Origin of the sequence: Luteibacter jiangsuensis (assembly GCF_011742555.1) — a bacterium.
In the GTDB taxonomy this organism is placed as follows: Bacteria; Pseudomonadota; Gammaproteobacteria; order Xanthomonadales; family Rhodanobacteraceae; genus Luteibacter; species Luteibacter jiangsuensis.
Genome location: NZ_JAAQQR010000007.1, coordinates 93,208 through 115,101, shown reverse-complemented (window position 1 = coordinate 115,101; position 21,894 = coordinate 93,208). Strand labels below are relative to the sequence as shown.

Here is a 21,894-nt window from a genome sequence, read left to right as displayed (position 1 = left end):
CTAACCTTGAGTCATTCCTAGCGACCGACCCCAAGAGGTTTCGCCATGCTGGCTCCTTCCGCCCTTTCCTTCGTGTTCGCCGCCCCGTTGATCGCCTTCGCCGTGTATCGCCGGGTACGCGGCAGCTTCGGCCGGCAGCCCATCCGTACCCGGCGGATGACGGCCCGCGTGGCGATTTTCGCTGTCCTCATAGGCCTGATGATGCTGTCCGGCCTGCAGGACATCCGCCTTGCCGAGGGCGCCCTCGGTGGCGTGCTGGCCGGCGGCGCGCTGGCGGCGCTGCTCGGCCTGCGCCTCACGCGGTTCGAACTGGGTGGCGACGGGGCGGACTGCTACGTGCCCAACGCCTGGATGGGCGGTGCGCTGACCGCGCTGCTGGTCGGCCGCCTCGCCTGGCGTTTCCTGATGCTGGCGCCGGCCATGGCGGGCGGGGCGGTAGCCCAAGGGCCCGGGCCGGGCAACAGCCCGCTGACGATGGCGATCGTCGGCCTCACCGTCGGCTATTACCTGGTCTATTACGCAGGGATCCTGCTGCACCACCGCCGCTACAAGCGGTCCTTGCAGGTTGCCTGATCCGACCCGACCGGCGCCCTCCGCTCAGAGGGCGTCGTTGTCCAGTTCGCCGGTGCGGATACGGATGACCTGCTCCAACGGGCTCACGAAGATCTTGCCGTCGCCGATCTTGCCCGTACGGGCCGCCTGCTGGATGGCCTCGACCACCCGCTCGATCTGGTCGTCGGCCACGGCTACTTCCAGCTTTATCTTGGGCAGGAAGTCGACCACGTACTCGGCGCCCCGGTAAAGCTCGGTGTGGCCCTTCTGCCGGCCGAAGCCTTTCACTTCCGTCACCGTCACGCCCTGAACTCCCACGTCGGCAAGGGCTTCGCGGACGTCGTCCAGCTTGAACGGCTTGATGATGGCGACCACCAGCTTCATGTATCACTCCCGATGCGCAAGGCGCGGACCGCCATTGTGCCATTCGGGTCCCGGGGCGTCTCCATGCGGCGGGCTCCATACGGTGGCTTGTAGGAAAAACCCTACACGATGTGTGGGCGTCGGCCTATAGCGCCTACAATACGAATACATAGAATTCATTCACGACATCGAGGTGCGCAAGATGGATGTGCAGGGTATCGATCAACTCGCACAGCGGTTGGCATCGTTGGTTCCGCCAGGATTGGCGCAAGCGCGTGAGGATCTGCACGCCAACTTCAAAGATATTCTGGCGCAAGGACTCCGCCGCCTCGATCTCGTAACCCGCGAAGAATTCGATGTTCAGAGCCAGGTTCTGGCGCGTACGCGCGAACGGCTCGAACTCCTGGAAAAGCGCCTTGCCGACCTCGAAATGAGCGCGGCGCAACGCGGCCAATAGGTCGTTCACACGTCCCGGGACCGCCCCCGATCCGTCACCCTCACCCCGAGAGCGGTCGGGGGCGGTTATTTTCCCGAGAGCGCAAGGAGTGCGTGTGCAGACCGGATCCAGCAAGGACCGTGATCCCGGCCCGGTAATCGAACTCCGTTACCGGTTACGATACCGGCCGTCATGAGCCTAGCCGTCACCCTCTCGCGCGCTCAGGAAGGTGTCGCGGCGCCACAGGTGGTCGTCGAGGTACACCTTTCCGGTGGCCTGCCTTCCACATCCATCGTGGGCCTGCCCGAAGCGGCGGTTCGCGAGGCGCGCGACCGCGTCCGCGTCGCCATCCAGAACACCGCCTTCGAATATCCCAACCGCCGCGTCACGGTGAATCTGGCTCCGGCCGAGTTGCCGAAGGATGGCGGGCGATTCGACCTCGCCATCGCCCTCGGCATCCTCGCCGCCGGGTCGCAGGTACCCCGGGAACGGCTGGATGACTGCGAATTCCTGGGGGAACTGGCGCTCTCCGGCGAATTGCGGGCGGTGCCCGGCATTCTTCCCGCCCTCATCCGTGCACGGCGCAGCGGCCGCCGCATCGTGGTGCCGCGCGCCAATGCGGCCGAAGCCGCGTTGATCGGCGAGGGCGACGTACTGCTGGCGGACAGCCTGGCCGAGGTCTGCGCCTGGTTGCGCGGGCAGGCGGAGCTTGTCGGCCCCGAGGCGGCCGATTTCTACGCCATGCCCGCGTGCGGCCCCGACATGCACGACATTCGCGGCCAGTTCCAGGCGCGGCGCGCGCTGGAGATCGCTGCCGCCGGCGGACACCACCTGCTACTGATAGGCCCGCCGGGCACGGGCAAGACCATGCTCGCGGAACGCCTGCCTGGCATCCTGCCGCCGATGACGGAAACCGAGGCGCTGGAAAGCTGCGCCATTCGCTCGTTGTCCGGCGAAGACATCGACCCTCGCTGCTGGCGCCGTCGCCCGTTCCGCGCGCCGCACCACACGGCGTCGGGCGTCGCACTGGTTGGCGGCGGATCGCCGCCGCGGCCCGGCGAGATCTCGCTGGCCCACAACGGCGTGCTCTTCCTCGACGAGCTTCCGGAATTCAGTCGGCACGTACTGGAAGTGCTGCGCGAGCCGCTGGAGTCCGGACAGATCGTCATCTCGCGCGCCGCGCGGCAGGCCACGTTTCCCGCGGAGTTCCAGCTCGTCGCGGCCATGAATCCATGCCCGTGCGGCTACGCGGGCGATCCCCTGCACGAATGCCGTTGCACGCCGGACCAGGTGCTGCGTTATCGCACGCGCATCTCGGGGCCGCTGCTGGACCGGATCGATCTTTGCGTGCAAGTGCCCCGAGTGCCTATCGCCGAGCTCTCCGCCGCGCGTGGCCCGCACGACGACGACAGCGCCACTGTCCGCCAACGCGTGATCGCCGCGCGCGAGAAAGCGCTGCTTCGTGCGGGCCAGGCGAACGCGGAACTCAGTGTCGTGAACCTCGAACGCGACTGCGCACTTCCTGCGGCGGAGCGCGACTGGCTACAGGAAGCGCTCGACAAACTCGGCGCCTCGGCGCGTGCCTATCACCGCATCCTGCGCGTGGCGCGCACCATCGCCGACCTCGAAGGTGGCGCAGGGTGCGTGGAGCAACCGCATCTTGCGGAGGCGCTGCATTACCGGCGCTTCTGAGATACCGAAGTCGGGCACATTTTCGGCAACGGTCGACGTAACGAATGACTTTGCATGCGGATGCGCGTTCATCGACACGTCGCGATTTCCTACGCTATTGCCGAAACGGTGTAAGGCAGAACTTAATCGTTTGTAGGTGTTCCCCTACACGGGATGCTCTTACACAACGACGCTCGGCACGCTGACTGCAAGCGCGAAGCGCCGAAATGAAATCGTGACGCGCACCACAGACATCGTCGAGAAAATTGCGACATGAACGACGCTGGGCAATTTCGTATTGACACGCTGTTGTGCTCGCCCTTATAGACAATCCCCATCACACAAAGCGGCCGCGATGGCACGCGATGAGCGCGGCAATAGCCCATCGCCATCGAGTGCGGCTCGCAAGCGTGACGTCCGAAGTGACGACGGGGGGTACCGTGCATCTTCGATGCAACGGCTCGTGAGCGGCATTGCCAATGACGGCAAGGGGGCAGGGTTTGTTTTCCTATTACCTTGAACTTGCTTTACGTAGCTTCCGGCGCAGCCCGGGGTTGACGGCGCTCATGGTGCTCGCGATCGGTTTCGGTGTGGCCGCTTCGATGACGACGTTCTCCGTCTTTCGCGCGGTCTCCGGCGACCCCATTCCGTGGAAATCGCAACGTCTTTTCGTTCCCCAGGTGGATGTGTGGGGCCCGTCGGAGCGGGGAAAGGACGGTGAGCCGCCTGCCGCGCTCGACTATCGCACCGCCACCTCGTTGTTGAACGATCGACGCGGTTCGATGCAGGCCGCCATCTACAAGGTTTCGCCCGCGGTGCTCGCGATGCGGGCCGGAAGCCATCCCGTGAACGTGGACGGGCATGCGGTAAGCAGCGATTTCTTTCCGATGCTGGAGGTGCCGTTCGCTTTCGGTTCCGGCTGGAGCAGGCAGGACGACGAACGGCGGGCGAATGTCGTCGTCATCGGCGACACGCTCAATCGGCGGCTTTTCCAGGGGCGCAACAGCGTCGGGGAATCGCTGCAGGTGGCCGGGAAGAGTTACCGGATCGTCGGTGTGCTGGCCCATTGGGATCCGCAGCCGCGGTTCTTCGACATCGTCAACACCGGTGGCTTCACCACCACCCGCGAAGACGTGTTCCTTCCGTTCGAAACGGCGGTCGGCGCGGGCATGGCCAGCACCGGCAACACGGGGTGCAGCAAGAGTCCGAGCGAAGGGGGCATCACCGGACTGAAGGAATCCACGTGCGTCTGGATTTCCTATCTCGTCCAGCTCGACGATGCGAACGCCGTTCGCTCCTATCGCGCTTACCTCGACGGCTACGCGCGTCAACTTCAAGACAGCGGTGCGACGACATGGGCACCCAACAACCGCCTGCGCGACGTCCCCGCATGGCTCGATGCCCAGCACGTGGTACCCGCGGATACGGGCGTTTCCTTGCTGGTCGCTCTCGGTCTCCTCATCGTCTGTCTGGTGAACACCTCGGGCCTGCTATTGGCGAAGTTCCTGCGCAGGAGCGGAGAAATCGGCGTCCGCCGCGCGATCGGTGCTCCGCGCGGCGCGATCTATGCGCAGTTCCTCACTGAGGCGGGCATGATCGGTATCGCCGGCGGGTTGCTCGGGCTGGCCCTGACCGGGCTGGGCGTCGCGTGTGTTCATTGGCTCCTGCCGGCCGACATAGCGTCGCTTGCGCGTGTCGACTTCGCCCTCCTGGTGCTCACTCTGCTGCTTGCGTTGATATCCACCTTGCTCGCCGGGCTCTATCCGACCTTCCGGGCGACGCTGGTACAGCCCACCTGGCAGCTGAAATCGCAGTGAGGCGGTGACATGACCATGCATCCCATGATCTCCGCATTGCGTCGACACAAGGCCGGTGTCGCACTCATCGTGTTGCAGATCGCCCTGACCCTGGCGATCGTCTGCAACTCGGTCTTCATCATCGGCGGGCGCATCGAACGCATCGCGCGGGCGACGGGACTGGACGAAGACGGGCTCTTCCTGGTCACCCAACAATGGGTGAGCGAAGGCGACGCAGACGGGAAGGATGCTATCGAGCGCCTCGACACGATGCAGCGCGAAGACCTGGCCGTGCTGCGCGCACTTCCGGACGTCGCATCGGTCGCGCCGATCAATTCCCTGCCCCTGCTGAACTCGGCGGCGTGGAACGGCGGCATCGGCCTTGCTCCCGAACAGCCCAAGGCGAACCTTCAGGCCAGTTTCTATTTCACGGACGAGAACGTCCTGCCCGCGCTCGGCGTGAAACTCGTGGCGGGGCGTGCTTTCACGGCCGCGGATGTCGAGCACAAGGCGCTGGGCGATGCGAACACGCCGTCGCGGATCATCGTCAGCCAGGAGATTGCCCGGAGGCTCTTCCCCGATGGCAGCGCCCTCGGCAAGAACGTCTACCTGGACGGAGGCGGCGCGCCGGCCTCGATCGTCGGCATCGTGGAGAGACTGCAGACGCCGGGTACCAACGCGTTCAGTACCAGCTTCGCCTATAGCTCCGTTCTCGTGCCCACGCGCCTGAATTCCACGTTCTCGCGATACGCGGTGAGGGCGAAGCCCGGCCGCCTGGCCGCCGCGATGCGCGCCGCGCCGGACGCGCTGTACCAGGCGAACAGCCAGCGCGTGATCGCGGAGGATGGCATCCAGAGCTACGCGGACATCCGCCACGACGCCTACCGGGCGGACATCGGCATGGCCATGCTCATGGGCGGCGTGTCGCTGATCCTCCTGTGCGTGACGGCGGCAGGGGTGTTCGGGCTCACCAGCTTCTGGGTCGATCAGCGCGAGCGGCAGATCGGCATTCGGCGCGCGCTCGGTGCGCGGCGCCGCGACATCCTCGGTTATTTCCAGGTCGAGAATCTCCTGATCGTGGGCTCCGGCGCCGTACTGGGCATCGTGCTTGCGGTCGGCCTGAATTTCGCGCTCATCAAGCGCTATGAAATGGATCGCCTGCCCGTGACCGACGTGCTGCTCGGCGTCGTGTGCGTGCTTGCCTTGAGCCAGGCTTCGACCTTCGTTCCCGCGCGCCGCGCGGCGCGCGTCGAGCCCGCCAGCGCGATACGTTCGATGTAAAGGGTGAAAACGCGATGCCGGGGGGCATCGCGCAGTGAATTCCATAGCCATGCCGGATCCACCGGATGGGACACCTGCCGCGGGAATGCACCGCGGCCGGGCGCTCCCCGATGCGCCATCGTTCTTGTGCATAGGACATTGGAGGTTGTTGTGGGTACGAATAGCGACGTTCTCTCGAAGTCACCGCTGGACCGCATTCCCATTCGCCTGGTCGAAGAGCCGATTGGCACCGCGGCCAGGAAGCCGCCCGTCCGACTGAAACCTTCGCGCTTCAACGTGCAGGCCACCACCGAAGAAGGCTGGCTGCTGTTGTGGAATACCTACAGCGGCTCCATGAACGCCTTTCGTCCGGAACAGCACGACGCGGTCCGGGCGTTGATCAGCCAGAAGACCGACGCCGACGAAGGCCGCAAGATAAGCCGTTACCTCGTCGACCGCGGATTCCTCGTACCGATGGCGACGGACGAACTGCGCCGCGTGCAGTATGCGTTCGGCACCGAGAACCACCGCACCGATCGCCTCGAACTGATCCTTCTCGCCTCGGAAGACTGCAACTTCCGCTGTACCTACTGTTACGAGGACTTCCGCCGGGGAACGATGCTTCCCGAGGTGCGCGAAGGCATCAAGAATCTCGTGCGGAGCAGGCTCGGCGCGTTGAAGGAACTCAGTGTTTCCTGGTTCGGTGGCGAACCGCTCTACGGCATGGAGGCCATCGACGACCTGGGCCCGTTCTTCACCCAGATCGCGGACGAGGCCGGCCTCCGTTACCACACCCACATGACCACCAACGGCTACCTGTTGACCGACGACGTGGCCGACCGGTTACTGGCCGCCAGGATCAACGACTTCCAGATCACCCTCGACGGGCTGCCCGAGGACCATGACCGCCATCGTGGTGCGCGCGACGGCGGCAAGACGTTCGATACGATCTTCCACAACCTCTGCCGCCTGGCCGAGCGGCCTGATCGCTTTACCGTCGTCATCCGCGTGAACTTCGACAAGGAGAATTCGCCGGGCCTGGAAGCCTTCCTGCCGATGCTGCAGGAGCGCTTCGCGAACGACGACCGGTTCGTGCTGGCGTTCCACTCGGTGGGCCAGTGGGGCGGCGCCAACGATGCCAACCTCGCCGTGTGCGGCGTGGACGAGTCGCAGGCCGTGCGCACGAAGGTGACGGCGCTCGCGCGGTCGCTGGGGCTCAACGTCACCGGCGGATGGCAACCCGGACTCGGTGCCGGCGAGGAAGTGTGTTACGCGGCGCGGCCGTACAACTTCATCGTCGGTGCGCATGGCGATCTCATGAAATGCACCATCGACCTCGACAAGGCCGACCACAACATCGTGGGTACGCTGAAGACCGACGGCACGCTCGATCTCGACGTCGACAAGATGGCCTTGTGGACCGAGCCGGCCTTCGAACGCGATTCCGGATGCCAGAGTTGCCACATGCTCGCGGCTTGTCAGGGCGTGCACTGTCCCAAGATCCGCATCGATTCGGGCGAGCGCCCCTGTCCGGGTATCCGGCGCACGGCGAAGCAGGAGATGGTGGCCTACTTCGAGTCGACCCAGCGGCAAGCGGCTGCCGTGGCACTGGAGCCCGCGCCGTGACCGCCGTGCCGCGCATCGACGGCGACGGCGACGACGGCATGCCGCAGGTGCCGCCGGCGGTATGGCAGGTGAACGATCTGCTTTCCTCCGACGACGCGGATCCGTCGGAGGTGCATGCGAGGCTTCTGGTCCTGAGCGACGACGACCTTGCCCACTACGGGCTTCGTTCGTACCGCATGAACCTCATGGCGCTACTGGGTGGGCACATGGCGCCTGATGCCGTGCTGCGCCTCGCTCGCGAGGCGGCCATCAGCAAGATGTGGCTCGGCTGGGAATACCACCACCACTATCTGTCGAGGCTGGACGTGGTGCCGCCACCGCCGCGGCTGCGGGGCCTCCCGGTCGATGCCGTGAAAGGACTCCTCGCGCAAGGACGCGGCGCCATCATCGCGACGTTCCACCTCGGCTATATGCGCGACATTCCGTCGGACCTCGCCCATGCCGGCATACCGATCATGGTGCCGCTGGCGCGTGATGCCTACGGCAACTATGAATCGGCGCGCCTGGACTGCCCCGAGGCTGCCCTCTGGAAGTGCTTCCGGCACGTGTGCGTGGAAGAGGCGGCAGGCTCGCTTGCGCTGGCGCGGCACCTGGCGCGTGGCGGCTGCGTGCTGTCCACGATCGACGGTAACACCGGACTCGACGGCCCCCGTGGCGGCGATCGGCGTTCCATCGTGAACATGCTCGGCACCGAAGCCCGCGTGAAGAACGGCCTGATCGCCATGGCGGCGAGGTTCGGCGCTCCCATCATTCCCGTCATCGCCACCACCGTCGATGGGGAACGAGTCTGCCATGTCTTCCCCGTCGCGGACCCCGGACGTCCGCTCACCGGTGAGGAAGCGACCGACTTCGTGGAGGCCACCGTCCGCGATCTTTACCAGGTGCTGGCCGAAACCCTGTTGCATGCGGCGGGAGAGTGGTGTGGCGGCGATCTGTTCCATCAATGGAGGCTGCCGCGCGGAATCGACGAGGAGCCGTTGTCGGTGGCGGAAGCACGGCTGGCGTCCGTGCTCGACGGCCATGGCAGGGCCGCGCTCGACCTGTCGCGCCTGATGCCCCTGTCCAGCCGTGGGGAGCGCGTGTTCGTCGATGTGCACTCCATGAAGTGCTATCGGCTGCCGGAAGAGGAAGGCGAGTTCGCCGACCTGCTTCAGGACGGAAGCCGCGGCATCACGCGCGACTGGCTGGACGGACTCGGCACGGCGCGTCGCGCAAGCGTCTGGCGATTCCTCTGTGTGCTGGCGTCGCGCCGTGGCTTGTCGCTCTTCGACGGCGTGTCGCTGTCGGCCGCCTGAGGCGCAAAGAATCGGTATTGCCGCCTGCGATGTGCGGGGCGGCGATGTGGAAAACCACGCACATCACGCGGCGCCGGTTCGCCCGTCGCCTTCATTGGAACATCAAAAGGAAATCGACGTGACCAATAGCACCGAGCACACCAACGAATCGCTGTTGATCGACGAGTTCGAGATCATCGAACTGGAAGATCGTCTCGAGCTCGCCGGTCGCTGCAACGGCCGTTGCGACGGCCAGAGCAAGCCCACGAGCGCCTGAGCGGCCTCGCGTTAGCGAAGGGCGTGCCGGCGCCGGCGCGGCTTTCGTGTTCCGAAACCAACGACCCATCTCATGGAGAAATCCGTCATGAATACGAACATCGAAAGCAACAACGGCGAACTGCTCATCGACGAATTCGAGATCATCGAGCTCGAAGATCGTCTGGAACTCGCCGATCGCTGTAACGGCCGCTGCAACAAGACCAGCCAGCCGACGGGCGGCTGATCCAGCAGGTCGTGACTTCTTTCCCGCCACTCGACCAGAGCGGCGGGTTCCGAGCATGACGATGGGGCCAGGCAGCCTGACTGTTCTGGCCCCATTCCACCGGCAAGCATCGACATGACCCACGACGTCCCGCATGTCATCAACCCGCTCCTGGAAGTCTCGGACTTCGATTCGGATGCCGGGAAACCCATGAAGCTGTGCCTCATACCCCGGGCGGGCGGGGCCGGCGAAGTGCGCTTCGCGCTGCCGGCCGATTACATGGCGCTCGCGCGCGAATTCGACGGACAGCGCGACACCGATGCGGCGATCCAGTCGTTCATCGACAAGCACCGTCCCGAACGGGACAAGTCGTGGCTGACCCGCCTGGTGACGGAATCGCTGGTGCCCAAGGGCATCGTGATCCGCGCGGACCAGGATCCGCGATGCGCCACCAGCAGCCAGTCCGACAAGGCCTTCCTGCACGTGAAGCTCCCCATCATACGGTCGAGCCTCGTCGAGCCGGTGGCCCGAAGCCTTTCCTTTCTCTACCGGCCCGCGGCGATGATCGTCGGCCTCGTCGGGTTCGTGGCCATGCACGTGGTCGTGTACGGGTTCCTCTTCCGAGGGCAGCATTTCGAGTTCGGCGAACTGGGCATCGCCAGCGTGCTCCTGCTCATGCTGATCTCCACCCTTGCCACCATCTGCCATGAGTTCGGCCACGCCACCGCCGCCGCCCATTTCGGCTGCCGCAACATGACGATCGGATGGGGTGTGTACCTGATCTACACCGTCCTGTGGACGAACGTTTCGGATGCATGGAAGCTGCCGAGGAAACATCGCGCGATAGTCGATATCGGCGGCGTGTATTTCGAATCGTTCGCGCTTTTCGCGCTGTTGGTCGGCTACCTGGCGACGAACAATCCCATCTTCCTGTTCGGCTTCATCTTCGTCGACCTATCCATCGCCAACACCTTCAACCCATTCCTTCGCATGGACGGCTACTGGCTCGTCAGCGATCTATTCGGCATCGTGAACCTGCGGAAGCAGCAGGAGATATGGTGGCAGGATCTGATCGAGCGGATACTCCATCCGCGCACTCATACGAGCCGCAGCACGTTGAAGCCGATGGCCAAGCGTGTGCTGGCGGTCTACACCATCCTCGGGACGCTCTTCATCGCTTATGTCATGAAGACGATGTTCGTGGTGGTCGTCCTCAGTGTGCTGACCAACCTGCCGCAGTTCGCCAACGAGACGTGGAGCAAGCTCGCGTCGGACGCCACGTGGTCGAATGTACTTCATGCCGTCGCCGAAACAGGATGGCGCATCCTCGTCATCCTCGGCGCCGGTTTCACCTTCTGGAACATCGGCAAGGCCCTCGGTCGTATGCTCGGCCGCCTTCGTCGGGTGGCGCGGACCGCGGCGGAGGGGGCGTGACATGTCGCAGTGCGATGTCAGCGAGCGACCGGCAAGCGAATCCGTCGCCGAAAGGCGCTACGTCGTTGCGCCACATCTGATGCTGGAGGCGCACGACGACGCGCACGCGGTCGTCGTAAATACCGCCACGGGTGCCCGGGCCAAGGTGTCGATAACCGCTTTTCGCATGCTCTCCCGGTTTGATGTGCCGCGCACTGTCTCGGACGTCTTCGGCCGTTCGGACGAGGGCCGCGCGGCTTCGCGCGTGCGGGCATTGGTGGAACATGGGCTGCTGTGGGATGCCGAGGCGAAACGAGCGGCCGCGAAGCCGAGGCGGCGGCCCTCTCCCTTCCGCTTCTGCAATGCACCGTCGTACTCGGCATCCGGTGCGGTTGCGGACGTCGTGGTGCTTGGCGTGCCGTATGACCTGGGCGGTTCGGACAACGGCCGCGACGGACCGCTGGCCATCCGGCAGAAGTCGCTGGACTACACGTATATGGTGGACTTCGACACGCGACAGCCTGCCGGCTGGTTCGACGCCGGCGCAGGTGTACGGATTCTCGAAGGCGTGCGCATCGCCGATGCCGACGATATTCCATGGATCCACGGCGAACCGCAGCATGTGGTGTTCGAGCGCGTCGTCGAAACACTGGACGAGCTCCTGCCGCCTCATGGAGTTCCCCTCGTCCTTGCGGGCGACGCGTCGGTGAGCCACGCAGTCGCCGCGTGCTGCGCCGGGCGGCATCCGCTGTCCGTCGTCCACTTTGCCGCGGAAGGCGCAGCCGCGGAGCGCGAGGGCGAGGCGGTCACCGTGCGCGACGTTGCCCGCGCCATGATCCATGTTGCCGGCGTGCACTCCGTCGTCACCGCAGGACTGCGGGAGGCTTCGGGGTATGCGCTGCCACCCGGGATCAGCGAAGTCGGCGCGACCCGCCTTCGCGCCGGCGACCCAGGCGATCTCGTCGCGGAACTGCCGAGTGCTGAACACGTGCTTCTCTCCATCGACATGAGCGTGGTCGACGTCTCGACGCCGCCTTCGGGCAAGGGCATGTCGTTGCGCGAAGTGAGCGACGCCATCCACACCATCGGCGGCCGGCATCGCATCGTGGGCGTCGTGGTTTCGGGCCTCGATCCGTCGCTGCCGATGGGGCACGTGGCGGCCATCGGCGCCTGCAACCTCGCATTGCAGGCACTGCATGTGGCGACCCTGCGGCGGGTGGCCTGATGGACGGGGGAGCGCATCCGACGTTGTTCGGTTGGGGCTCGGCTTCGACGGCCGGCTGCGGCGGGGGCTTCTGTGTCATCGGCGTACCCGCCGACCACGGCAATGGCGTGTCCCGAGGCGCGGCTCGTGGCCCTGCGTCGGTGCGCCGGGCCGCCCGCCTGCTCCCGGTGCCGCGGGGAGCAGGCATCGATGCCGGTGACGTGCCGGGGTGCCGTGCGGCGGATCCGGAGACGGTGCTGTCGAGGCTCGCCGAGGCAACGTGCAAGGCCGTGGAAGGCGGCTTTCGGCCACTGATCATCGGTGGCGACCACTCGATTACCTTCGCGCCGGTGTCGGTGCTCCAGCGGCGGCGCGATATCGGCGTCGTCTGGTTCGATGCGCACACCGATTTCAGCCCGTGGGCGGAGGGGCAGGGCCATAGTCACAAACAGGTGTTGCGCCGTATCGAAACACTGCCGGGTGTCAAGCGGGTGCTGCAGATCGGGTATCGCGGCCTTACGGCGGGCGACGAGCGGCACCTGGGCGACAAGGCCACCGTGGTGACCTCCGAAGCGGCACGGCACCTGACGAGCGCGGAGCTGCTCGCACTCATGCCCGATGACCTGGACTGGTACGTGTCGATCGATATCGATGCGATCGATCCCTTCCACGCGCCCGGCACCAGCGCGCCGGTGCCGGATGGCATGGAGCCGTCGACGGTTCGCGAATTCCTCGCGGTGATCGTCGACGGGCGAAGGGTGGTCGGTGCCGATGTCGTGGAAGTGAATCCCCGACTGGATGTCGACGACATCACCAGTGCCATCGCGGCAAGGCTCCTGTGGACGATTGCGGATGGACTTTGAGAACCGAGACTGGAGTGGGCCTATGGAAGCCAGGAAGATCCCGAGCTTTACCCTCGACGAGTTCGCGGCGCTGGTTGAAAAGGCACCGGATGTGCTCGCACGGCATCCATGCCATGTCACCGGCTTCGTGGAGACATGGCCCGCCTATCGGCGCTGGCGGAACCTCGACACGCTCTCGCAATTGTTCGGCCACCTGCCGGTCACGGCGGGGGCGCCGCAGTTCGTCACCAACACGCACTCGCGCATGTGCCAGGTGCAGACCGACTTCGCCACCTACCTCGACTACGTGCGCCACCCCGACAGGCTCGAAGCACTTTTCGAGGGCCGCTGGACGAAGGGCGATCCGGCACTCCTGCGGGAACTGGACTTGCCGCTGTACTGCGGCAACCTCCAGTTGGTCAGGCATGCGAATGAGCCCGTGCTGGCCGACATCTCGCCACTCGTGCCCGGTGGCCTTCCTGTCTACAACGATCACATTCCGTACTACTACCAGTCCGGCAACCATGTCTGGCTGTATGTGAGCCGGGCGGGCGCGCTGACGCCGCTGCACCAGGACAACAACGCGGTCATCGCGTACCTCGCCCAGATCGAGGGACACAAGGAGGCGATCCTCTTCGCGCCCAAAGACAAGCGCCATTTCTACAATCCCGCCGTGGGGTATCTCGATCCGTTGCATCCCGACGAGGAGAACTTCCCCACGTGGCGAGAAGCGCAACCGTGGAAAGGTTCGCTCGCCCCGGGCGAACTGCTCATTTGGGGTCCTGACTGGGCGCACCACGTCGTGACGCGATCGGACTCGATCACCGTCAGCTTCGACATCGTCAATGCCCTGAACATCAACGCCTATGCCACGTCGATGGACTGGTGCTCGGAGCTGGGCCTTTTTGCGAGGAAGCATGCGGACCTTGTGCGCAGCCGCGTGCAGTACGACGAGGTGCTGAGCCGCCTGGACGAGGGCGACGTTTGCGACCTTGGACGGGAGCTGATGGCCTGCGTGCTGCGCGCCGCCCTGGCGGCCGAGCTCTCCCCGACGTCGCGGCAGGTGAAGGAGCGCCTGCTGCATGCCGTCGGCAACCGTTCGACCGAGGTTGCCTGAACGTCATGGTGGGCACCGACGCAAGCTTCTCGCCCGACGACCCCCTGGTGTTGTCGCCCTGGATGTCCGTGGAGCAACTGGACGATTCGGCCGCCACGATCTTTCTCTCGTCCGACGGCACGCGCCTCCGCATCCCGCGCTCGCTCCATCGCCTGCTGCTTCGGTTCGCGACGGCAACCAGTCCGCACGAGGTATGCGGAACGAGCGATCCCGCCGCGCCGGCGATGCGGGCCATGGCCCAGTTGGCGGCCAAGGGGTTTCTCGCCACACCTGGCAGCGCGGCGGTTCCGCCCGAGCGTCTCGTGTGGGATCCGCCCGTTCGCATGTTCGACGCGCCGGCACAGAAGTTGCGCGCCGCGCAGGCGGACATCGTCTTCCTCGGCATGCCCTGGGACTTCGGCTCGTACACGGCCGCGGGTGCCCGGCGCGGGCCGTCCGCGCTCCGCGAGGCCTCGTTGCAGATCCTCTACGGATTGGACCGGCTCACCGGCCGCCCGCTCGGCTGGTTCGACGCGGACCGTCGTTGCCCCGTGCTGACGGGCGTCTCGCTGGCCGATGCCGGCGACATCGTCGTGAATCACGGCGAGCGGCACGCTGCCGCCTTTGCGCGAGCCAGCGAGGTTCTCGCCACACTCACACGCGACGGCGCGCTGCCCGTGTCGATCGGCGGCGACGCGTCCACCGCTTTTCCGGTGATCGAGCTGGCCCAGCGCGCCGGTCCCCTCGACGTGATACGCATCGGGCGAACGCTGTGCGACGCGAATGCGTTAGATGCCCCTCGCCTGACCGCCGAATCGCTGCCGGGGTACGCGCTGTCGCTGCCGAATGTAGAGCGCTATGTCGACGTCGTACCGACGGTCATGCAAGGGGACGGTGTCGACCGGTCGCAACGTTACGTTCGCGTCGCCGTCGACGGCGACGCGGCGGCGCTGTCTGCGCTACGGGATCCGTCGCAGGAGCGGAAGCGCGTACACGTGGGCATCGATATCGACTCGCTTGCGAAGGCATCCGATAGCCCTTCGCTGCCGTCGCATACCTATGCGGAGGTTCACGAGCTGCTGCTGGCCATCGGTCGCAGTTACCGCATCGTATCCGTGGACCTGTGCGGCGCCGACCCCGGAGTGGCCGGCTGGGGCGGCGTGGCCATGACGGCGTTGCATCTGCTGCTGACGGCGCTTGGTGCCGCGAAGGATCCGGTATGACCGACCACGGCCTGTTCGGCTGGCCGCGAGGCGAGATCACGTCGTTGGTACCCGGCGACGTGGGGGTGATCGGTGTACCGAGCGACTTCGGCAATGCCTATGTATCGGGAACGCGTGCGGGCCCGGAAGCCATTCGGCGATCGAGCGCGAGCATGCCGTTGCAAGACGTGGCCGGCCACGACCTCGGCGACGTCGATGTATTCGACGGAGCGGACTGGCCCGAGATCGTCGAACGTACGGGGGAGCGGGTGCGCCGGATAGCGGGCCAGGGCGCCATGCCGCTCGTGCTCGGGGGCGATCATGCCGTGTCGTATGCGGCGGTGTCGGCACTCGATCGTGTCGGCACGTTCGACATCGTCTGGTTCGATGCGCACACCGACTTCTGCCCGTGGCACGGCGCGGACTGGCACAACCACAAACAGGTGCTGCGCAGGATCGCCTCGCTTCCGCACGTTGGCCGCCTGCTGGTCGTGGGTCACCGCGGCATCACGTATTTCGACGAATCGCTGCAATGGCCCGCGCTCGAGGTGGTTCGGTCGGCGTCGCCAGGCCATGCGCCTTCCATTCCTTCCCCCTGGCTGGAAGGCGAGCGGCCGATTTACGTATCCATCGACATCGACGTGCTCGATCCGTGCATAGCGCCGGGCACCGGTCATCCGGTTCCCGGAGGCCTGAGCCTCGACACGCTGTGCAACATGGTTCGAACAGTGGCGCGCCGCCGACACATCGTCGGGGCTGACGTGATGGAGGTGAATCCGTTGCTCGATCACGAGGCCATGACCAGCCGCGCCGCCGCCGAAGTGCTCTCGGTACTGGTGCGCGCCAGGCTTCCGCACTCTTTACCCGCGACAGACGGAGCGCTCGCATGAAACAGAAGGACATTCCCACCGTATCGGCCGAAGACTTCGCAGAGCTCTTTGTGAAGAATCCCGACCTCCTGCACGAGAGCCCGTGGATCGTTTCCGGATACATCCAGGAGTGGCCGGGCTATCGCCGCTGGCAGGACGTCGATTACCTCGAGCAGCGCCTCGGCCACCTCTCTGCCTTTGCGAAGGCGCCGAACTTCATAACGAACCGGAACGACGGTCTGGTCAGCGTGGAAACGGACTTCGCGCGCTACCTCGGTTACATCCGTGCTCCGGACCGGGCGAAGGAACTGTTCGAGGGCCGCTGGCTGGAAGGTTCATACGACGAGTTCGTGCAGCGAGGACTGCCCCTGTACTGCGGCACCTTGCGCTTCGTCCACACCGCGACGGATCCCGCTTTCGAGGAGTTCCGCCCGCTCGTGCCGGCCCCCATCGAAACCTGGAACCACGCGCTGCCGTACTACTACTCCCTGTTCAATCATCTGTGGCTGCTGGTGAGCCTCCCGGGATCGCTGACGCCGCTGCACGTGGACAACAACGGGACCATCGCCCTGATAGCCCAGCTGCAGGGGCGCAAGCGGGCCACGCTCTATTCGCCCGCGCACCATCGCCACGTGCACAACCCGGCGGTCGGATACATGGATCCCGAGCACCCGAACCGCGAGGATTTCCCCACCTGCGACGAGGCCGTGGCCTGGACCGCGGATCTGACGGAAGGGCAGGTCCTCTTCGTGGGCACGGGCTGGGCGCATCATGTGAGGACGATCGAGCGTTCGATCTCGGTCAGCTTCGACTTCGTCGACCGGAGCAACATCGCCGCCTATGCCCGTTCCCCCGACTGGTCTTCCGTCCTGGGGGCGCGCGTCAAGAGCAGGCCGGACATCTTCGTGGACAAACTGGCGGGCGCCCTCACGCGCGGCCAGGTCGAAAGCCTGTCGGCTGTGGAAGTCGGGAGGCTTGCCATGACAGCGATCCTCAAGGCGTCGATCGCCTCCTCGGGAAGTGAGGACGCGCGTATACGGCAGCTTTATCTCGATCACCTTGAGGACGACGGCTTGCGGGGAGCCGCGTGATGGATGACGTGGTGCTTTTCATCGCCGGCGCGGAGCCGCTCCGGCTTCCGGCGACACCGCACCTTTACGTGGTAAAGCCCGTGGGCGCTGCGGTCAACGTGCAGAGCGACGGGCCGATGTCGCTGCTGATCGTCGACGAGATGACGGTCGGGTGCGTGGTGTCGAGGCTTGAAGCCGAAGGGCTCGCGGGCCAGGTGGCGCGGGTGGTCTGCGTGGACGAGCAGTACATCCTCGTTGCGGCGAAGATCCGCGAAGCGCTGGGTGTCGTCGGGCAGTCGTTCATGAGCGCCCGAGCGTTCCGCAACAAGTTCTTCATGAAGGAATTCCTGAAGACGGCGGAGCATTTCACCTTGCCCCGCTATTGGTCGCCCATCCAGCGCAAGGATGTGGCTGCCGTCTTCGGTGGCGCGAACGACGGGCGCATCGTGCGGAAGCCGATCCTGGGCTCCGGCGGCATGGAGGTGACCATCGCCGAAAGCCTCCACGCCATGGGGGAGGTGGCGCAGGACGAGATGCTGGAGTCGTTCGTCGACCTGCCGATGCTGCATGTCGACGGGCTGATCGTCGGGGGGGAGGTGCGCTTCTTCGTCGTTTCCAAGTACATCAACTTCTGCCTGTCCTTCACCGATTTCAAGTACGTCGGCAGCGAGTTCTCCCATGACGCGCGGCTCAATGCCAGGGCCGAGCTGGCCATGCGCGAGGTGTTTCAGCTGTTGCCCTCGTTCCAGGACGGCGCGTTCCACCTGGAGATGTTCTATTCCGATACGGACATGGTCTTCTGCGAAATCGCGAGCAGGCCCGGCGGCATCGGGATCGTGCGCGCACTCGAAGAGGCCTATGGAATCAATCTGTATCGCGCTGCCTTCCTCGCCCAGTGCGGCAGGCCCGTCGAACTGCCTTCCATGCGCCGCACGGAAACGTCGTGGCTGCTCGTGCCGCACGGGGTATCCCTGGACATCGACGCCGGCCGGCTTCGTGGGTTGCCGTGGTTGGTCGAATTCTTCGTCGCCGAGGACGGCAGGGACCGCAGCCTGCATTGCGCCGACGGCAAGTTCAAGGCGGTGTTGAAGGGCGACAGCCTTTCCGAAGTGGTGGAACGTCGTTGCGAGCTGTTGGCATCCATCGGCTACGCGTAACCGTGAGGCATCCAGGAGAGTCACCATGAGCCAGACCATCAACGATCGTCCGCTGCTGCTTCACAGCCAGGGACGCCACGCGGCCGACATACCGGACGACGAGATATGGGACAGCCTCGCCTCGCACGGGGCCATCCTGTTCCGGGGGTTCGGGCTCGACGCGGACGGGTTCTACGACGTTGCCTCCCGCTTCAGTCGCGGGTTTCTCGTATCGCCGTTCGGCGACCGCAAGCCCGCCAGCGACCGGAACGAACTGCAGACCGTCACGGTCGGACAGGCGGGCCTGAGTCTCCATTTCGAATACGGCAACAGCCCGCTGAGGCCCGACCTGTTGTGGTTCTATTGTCGGAAAGCCGCTTCCGAAGGTACGGGCGGCGAAACACTGCTGGCCGATGGGGCGGCCATCTTCGAGAAGTTGCGACCGGAAACGCAGGAGGCGCTCAAGGCACGGCGGGTGATGTATCGCAACTTCGTCCCGCCCGACGCGTTTGAAGCGATCCTCAGCAAGAACGAGACAGTCGGTTCACTGGTCGGGCCCGACGTGGTCGGGGCACTCAGTCGGACGCAGGACTTCCGCGTGACGGAAACGTCCGGAAGCAGGGTGGTCTTCGAGTTCGTCGCACCGTCCGTGCGGCCGATAGGCGATGCGGGCAGGATGCGGGTGTGTCAGAACATGTTCACCGATGCCTACAAGAAGCCGACGGACGACGAGGCCGACGGATCCTTCAGTACCCTGGTGACCTGGGAAGACGGCAGCGAGATACCTCACGAGGTGCTCGATGACCTGAAGCAGGTGGCGCGGTCGCTCACCCGCGGCATCCGCTGGCAGACCGGCGACTTCGTGCTGATCGACAACAACCGCATGCTGCATGGCCGGAACCAGACGTCCGATCCGACCCGCGACATCGTCATGCTGAGTTCCTTCAGCTCGCGGTTTCGCCTCGATACGGCTCCCGTGGGTGCAACGCGGGAAGGGTCATAGCACGTTCACCGGCAGCTTCAGGTAGCGCACGCCGTTGTCTTCGGGTTCGGGCAGGTGACCTGCACGCATGTTCACCTGCACGGACGGCAGCAACAGCCTGGGCATGGCAAGCGTCGCGTCCCGCTTCTCGCGCATCTCGACGAACATGTCCTCTGTTACGCCTTCGTGTACATGCACGTTGGCGGTTCGTTCGGCACCTATGGTGGTCTCCCACGCGAACTGGTCGCGGCCGGCAGCCTTGTAGTCGTGGCAGAGGAATACCCGCGTGTCGTCCGGCAGCGCGAGCAGGCGCTGGATGGAACGGTAGAGCTGACGCGCCGAGCCGCCGGGGAAGTCGCAGCGGGCGGTGCCATAGTCCGGCATGAACAGGGTATCGCCGGGAAACACGGCATCCCCGATCACGTAGGCCACGCATGCCGGCGTATGACCCGGTACGTACAAGGCGGTGGCCTGCAGGTTACCGATATTGAAGGACGCGCCATCGGCGAACAGACGATCGAACTGGCTGCCGTCGCGCTTGAACGCCGTGCCGGCGTTAAAGACCTTGCCGAAGGTGTCCTGCACGATGGTTATGTGCTCACCGATGGCCAATGTCCCACCGACCTGTTCCTGCAGCCATGGCGCGGCCGACAGATGGTCGGCATGCGCGTGCGTTTCGAGCAGCCATTGCACGTCCAGGCCCTCGTCCCGCACGTGGCGGACCAGCGCCGAGGGCGAATCCGTGGCGGTGCGGCCCGAGGCCACGTCGAAATCGAGCACGCTATCGATGATGGCGCACGCCGATGACTGCGGGTCGCGCACCACGTGGCTGGCGGTGAAGGTGGCTGGATCGAAGAAGGTCGTCACGTGAGGCGACGGCGCGCGATGCGAGCGCGCATCTTGGACGATGCTGCGGGCCCGCTCCAATGGCGAATCCACGAAGGCGGGTGTATTCACGGCCGGTTCCCGAGCAACAAGTAGGCCCCAAGCTTGCATAGTTCCAAGGGAGGGCGCCACATCGCGCAAGCGGGCGTCGACCTTCCTCCAAAGAGTTAATACTTATTTCATGTACCGAGTAGTTGACAAATAGAGGGGGCGAGGGGAGAATTCTGTACCAGGCGGTTCTCTTAATGGGCTGCCCGCCCCGTCCCGGTGCTGGATACCCCTCCCTCCCCCCGCTCCAGCACCGGGGCCCGGCCTTCTTCCAGCGGCGCTTCACCCGTTCCCGCGCATCGGCCCGCCTTCCATGGCGCTGGCCGATTTCCTTTGTCTGCTGTCCGCGATCGCGGTCCCGCGAGGGCCGTGCTGCGTGTCCGTCAGGCCGCCGACGCCGGATGGAACTGCTGCTCCTCCGTGGAACCGCTCAATGCCGAGAGCGAACTCAACGATCCGGCGATGACCTGGTTCACCGTGTCGAAGTAGCCCGTGCCGACCTCGCGCTGGTGCTTCGCCGCGGTGTAGCCGTCCTTCTCGGCGGCGAATTCCGCTTCCTGGAGTTCCACGTACGCGGCCATCTGGCGGTCGCGATAGCCGCGGGCAAGCTGGAACATTGAGTAGTTGAGCGCATGGAAGCCGGCGAGGGTGATGAACTGGAAGGCGTAACCCATCGCGCCCAACCGCTTCTGGAATTCCGCGATGGTGGTTTCGTCGAGGTTCTTCTTCCAGTTGAAGCTCGGGGAACAGTTGTATGCGAGCTTCTTGCCGGGGAATTTCGCATGGATGGCTTCGGCAAAACGGCGCGCCTGCTCCATGTCGGGCGTGGCGGTTTCGCACCAGATCAGGTCGGCATACGGTGCGTAGGCGAGACCACGCGCGATGGCCTGCTCGATACCCTGGCGCGACTCGTGGAAACCTTCGACGGTGCGCTTGCCGGTAAGGAAGGGCTTGTCGGCATCGTCCACATCCGAGGTCACCAGCCCCGCGCCCATGGCGTCGGTGCGGGCGACGATCAAGGTGGGTACGCCGGCCACGTCCGCGGCGAGGCGCGCGGCCACCAGCTTCTGCACCGCTTCCTGCGTCGGCACCAGCACCTTGCCACCCATGTGGCCGCACTTCTTCGCGCTTGCGAGCTGGTCCTCGAAATGAACGCCGGCGGCTCCTGCCTCGATCATGTGCGACATGAGTTCATAGGCATTGAGCACACCACCGAAACCCGCTTCCGCATCGGCGACGATGGGCACCAGCCAGTCGATACCGTCCTTGCCTTCCGCGTGGTGGATCTGGTCGGCGCGCAGCAGGGTCTTGTTGATCTTGCGCACGACGTTCGGCACGGAGTCGACCGGATACAGCGATTGGTCGGGATACATCGTGCCGGCCGTGTTCGCGTCGGCCGCGACCTGCCAGCCGGACAGGTAGATGGCCTCGAGGCCGGCCTTCACCTGCTGCATCGCCTGGTTGCCGGTGAGTGCGCCCAGTGCGTTGACGTACGGCTTGTCCTCGAGCGATCGCCACAGGCGTTCCGCGCCGCGGCGAGCGAGCGTGTGCTCCACCGGCACGGTGCCGCGCAGGCGCACCACGTCCTCGGCGGTGTAGGGCCGCTGTATGCCATTCCAGCGTTCGTTGTTCTTCCAGTCGAGCGCGATCTGTTCGGCGGTGTGCATCTTCATGGTCGTGGCTCCGAT

The 21,894-nt window shown here is 65.3% G+C and carries 21 protein-coding genes; 18 read left to right on the top strand and 3 right to left on the bottom strand.

Annotated features, from left to right (window positions below):
* Positions 1 to 45 precede the first annotated feature (45 nt).
* The gene (locus HBF26_RS15230; RefSeq protein ID WP_167128303.1) at positions 46 to 573 is read left to right on the top strand and encodes a CcdC protein domain-containing protein; all 528 of its coding nucleotides are present in this window, start codon (positions 46 to 48) and stop codon (positions 571 to 573) included.
* Between the two features lie 24 nt (positions 574 to 597).
* Here the strand turns inward: HBF26_RS15230 and glnK are convergent, their stop codons facing one another.
* Complete coding sequence (gene glnK, locus HBF26_RS15225) at positions 598 to 936, bottom strand: P-II family nitrogen regulator (protein ID WP_166699925.1); 339 nt, start codon at positions 934 to 936, stop codon at positions 598 to 600.
* Between the two features lie 181 nt (positions 937 to 1,117).
* Here glnK and HBF26_RS15220 point away from each other — a divergent pair, with 181 nt between their 5' ends.
* From HBF26_RS15220 to HBF26_RS15140, 17 genes are all read left to right on the top strand, one after another.
* Positions 1,118 to 1,372 (top strand): accessory factor UbiK family protein, encoded by a 255-nt coding sequence (locus HBF26_RS15220; RefSeq protein WP_167032269.1) that lies wholly within the window; start codon positions 1,118 to 1,120, stop codon positions 1,370 to 1,372.
* A gap of 171 nt (positions 1,373 to 1,543) precedes the next feature.
* Positions 1,544 to 3,043, top strand: a complete 1,500-nt coding sequence (locus tag HBF26_RS15215) for a YifB family Mg chelatase-like AAA ATPase (protein ID WP_167128301.1) — start codon at positions 1,544 to 1,546, stop codon at positions 3,041 to 3,043.
* A gap of 479 nt (positions 3,044 to 3,522) precedes the next feature.
* A complete protein-coding gene (locus HBF26_RS15210) occupies positions 3,523 to 4,839 on the top strand; it encodes an ABC transporter permease (RefSeq protein WP_167128299.1) in 1,317 nt (438 codons plus the stop codon).
* Positions 4,840 to 4,848: 9 nt separating this feature from the next.
* Complete coding sequence (locus HBF26_RS15205; RefSeq protein WP_167128298.1) at positions 4,849 to 6,099, top strand: ABC transporter permease; 1,251 nt, start codon at positions 4,849 to 4,851, stop codon at positions 6,097 to 6,099.
* A gap of 150 nt (positions 6,100 to 6,249) precedes the next feature.
* Positions 6,250 to 7,704 carry a radical SAM/SPASM domain-containing protein gene (locus HBF26_RS15200; protein ID WP_205287654.1) on the top strand — a complete coding sequence of 485 codons (1,455 nt, stop codon included), beginning with the start codon at positions 6,250 to 6,252 and terminating at the stop codon, positions 7,702 to 7,704.
* Positions 7,701 to 8,999, top strand: a complete 1,299-nt coding sequence (locus HBF26_RS15195) for a lysophospholipid acyltransferase family protein (RefSeq protein WP_167128296.1) — start codon at positions 7,701 to 7,703, stop codon at positions 8,997 to 8,999. Before HBF26_RS15200 ends, HBF26_RS15195 begins: the two co-directional genes overlap by 4 nt.
* 118 nt (positions 9,000 to 9,117) lie before the next feature.
* Complete coding sequence (locus tag HBF26_RS15190; RefSeq protein ID WP_167128294.1) at positions 9,118 to 9,255, top strand: hypothetical protein; 138 nt, start codon at positions 9,118 to 9,120, stop codon at positions 9,253 to 9,255.
* A gap of 87 nt (positions 9,256 to 9,342) precedes the next feature.
* Positions 9,343 to 9,480, top strand: coding sequence for a hypothetical protein (locus HBF26_RS15185; RefSeq protein WP_167030490.1), 138 nt, complete (start codon positions 9,343 to 9,345; stop codon positions 9,478 to 9,480).
* A gap of 114 nt (positions 9,481 to 9,594) precedes the next feature.
* On the top strand, positions 9,595 to 10,893 hold the full coding sequence (locus HBF26_RS15180) for a hypothetical protein (RefSeq protein WP_167128292.1): 1,299 nt from the start codon (positions 9,595 to 9,597) through the stop codon (positions 10,891 to 10,893).
* Position 10,894: 1 nt separating this feature from the next.
* Positions 10,895 to 12,097, top strand: a complete 1,203-nt coding sequence (locus HBF26_RS15175) for an arginase family protein (protein ID WP_167128290.1) — start codon at positions 10,895 to 10,897, stop codon at positions 12,095 to 12,097.
* On the top strand, positions 12,097 to 12,939 hold the full coding sequence (locus HBF26_RS15170; RefSeq protein ID WP_167128288.1) for an arginase family protein: 843 nt from the start codon (positions 12,097 to 12,099) through the stop codon (positions 12,937 to 12,939). The genes HBF26_RS15175 and HBF26_RS15170 overlap by 1 nt, the downstream gene beginning before the upstream one ends.
* Positions 12,940 to 12,961: 22 nt before the next feature.
* Positions 12,962 to 14,035, top strand: coding sequence for a cupin-like domain-containing protein (locus HBF26_RS15165; RefSeq protein WP_167128286.1), 1,074 nt, complete (start codon positions 12,962 to 12,964; stop codon positions 14,033 to 14,035).
* 5 nt (positions 14,036 to 14,040) lie between these two features.
* Positions 14,041 to 15,237, top strand: coding sequence for an arginase family protein (locus HBF26_RS15160; protein WP_167128284.1), 1,197 nt, complete (start codon positions 14,041 to 14,043; stop codon positions 15,235 to 15,237).
* Positions 15,234 to 16,106, top strand: a complete 873-nt coding sequence (locus HBF26_RS15155; RefSeq protein WP_167128282.1) for an arginase family protein — start codon at positions 15,234 to 15,236, stop codon at positions 16,104 to 16,106. The genes HBF26_RS15160 and HBF26_RS15155 overlap by 4 nt, the downstream gene beginning before the upstream one ends.
* Entirely contained in the window at positions 16,103 to 17,176 is a 1,074-nt protein-coding gene (locus HBF26_RS15150; protein WP_167128280.1) for a cupin-like domain-containing protein, read from the top strand. The genes HBF26_RS15155 and HBF26_RS15150 overlap by 4 nt, the downstream gene beginning before the upstream one ends.
* A complete protein-coding gene (locus HBF26_RS15145; protein ID WP_167128277.1) occupies positions 17,176 to 18,312 on the top strand; it encodes an ATP-grasp domain-containing protein in 1,137 nt (378 codons plus the stop codon). The genes HBF26_RS15150 and HBF26_RS15145 overlap by 1 nt, the downstream gene beginning before the upstream one ends.
* A gap of 25 nt (positions 18,313 to 18,337) precedes the next feature.
* Positions 18,338 to 19,294 (top strand): TauD/TfdA family dioxygenase, encoded by a 957-nt coding sequence (locus HBF26_RS15140; protein ID WP_167128274.1) that lies wholly within the window; start codon positions 18,338 to 18,340, stop codon positions 19,292 to 19,294.
* Here the strand turns inward: HBF26_RS15140 and HBF26_RS15135 are convergent.
* Positions 19,289 to 20,230 (bottom strand): MBL fold metallo-hydrolase, encoded by a 942-nt coding sequence (locus HBF26_RS15135; RefSeq protein WP_425483005.1) that lies wholly within the window; start codon positions 20,228 to 20,230, stop codon positions 19,289 to 19,291. The two genes, HBF26_RS15140 and HBF26_RS15135, sit on opposite strands and share 6 nt — an antisense overlap.
* 359 nt (positions 20,231 to 20,589) lie before the next feature.
* Positions 20,590 to 21,879 (bottom strand): isocitrate lyase, encoded by a 1,290-nt coding sequence (aceA, locus tag HBF26_RS15130; protein WP_167128268.1) that lies wholly within the window; start codon positions 21,877 to 21,879, stop codon positions 20,590 to 20,592.
* Positions 21,880 to 21,894 lie beyond the last annotated feature (15 nt).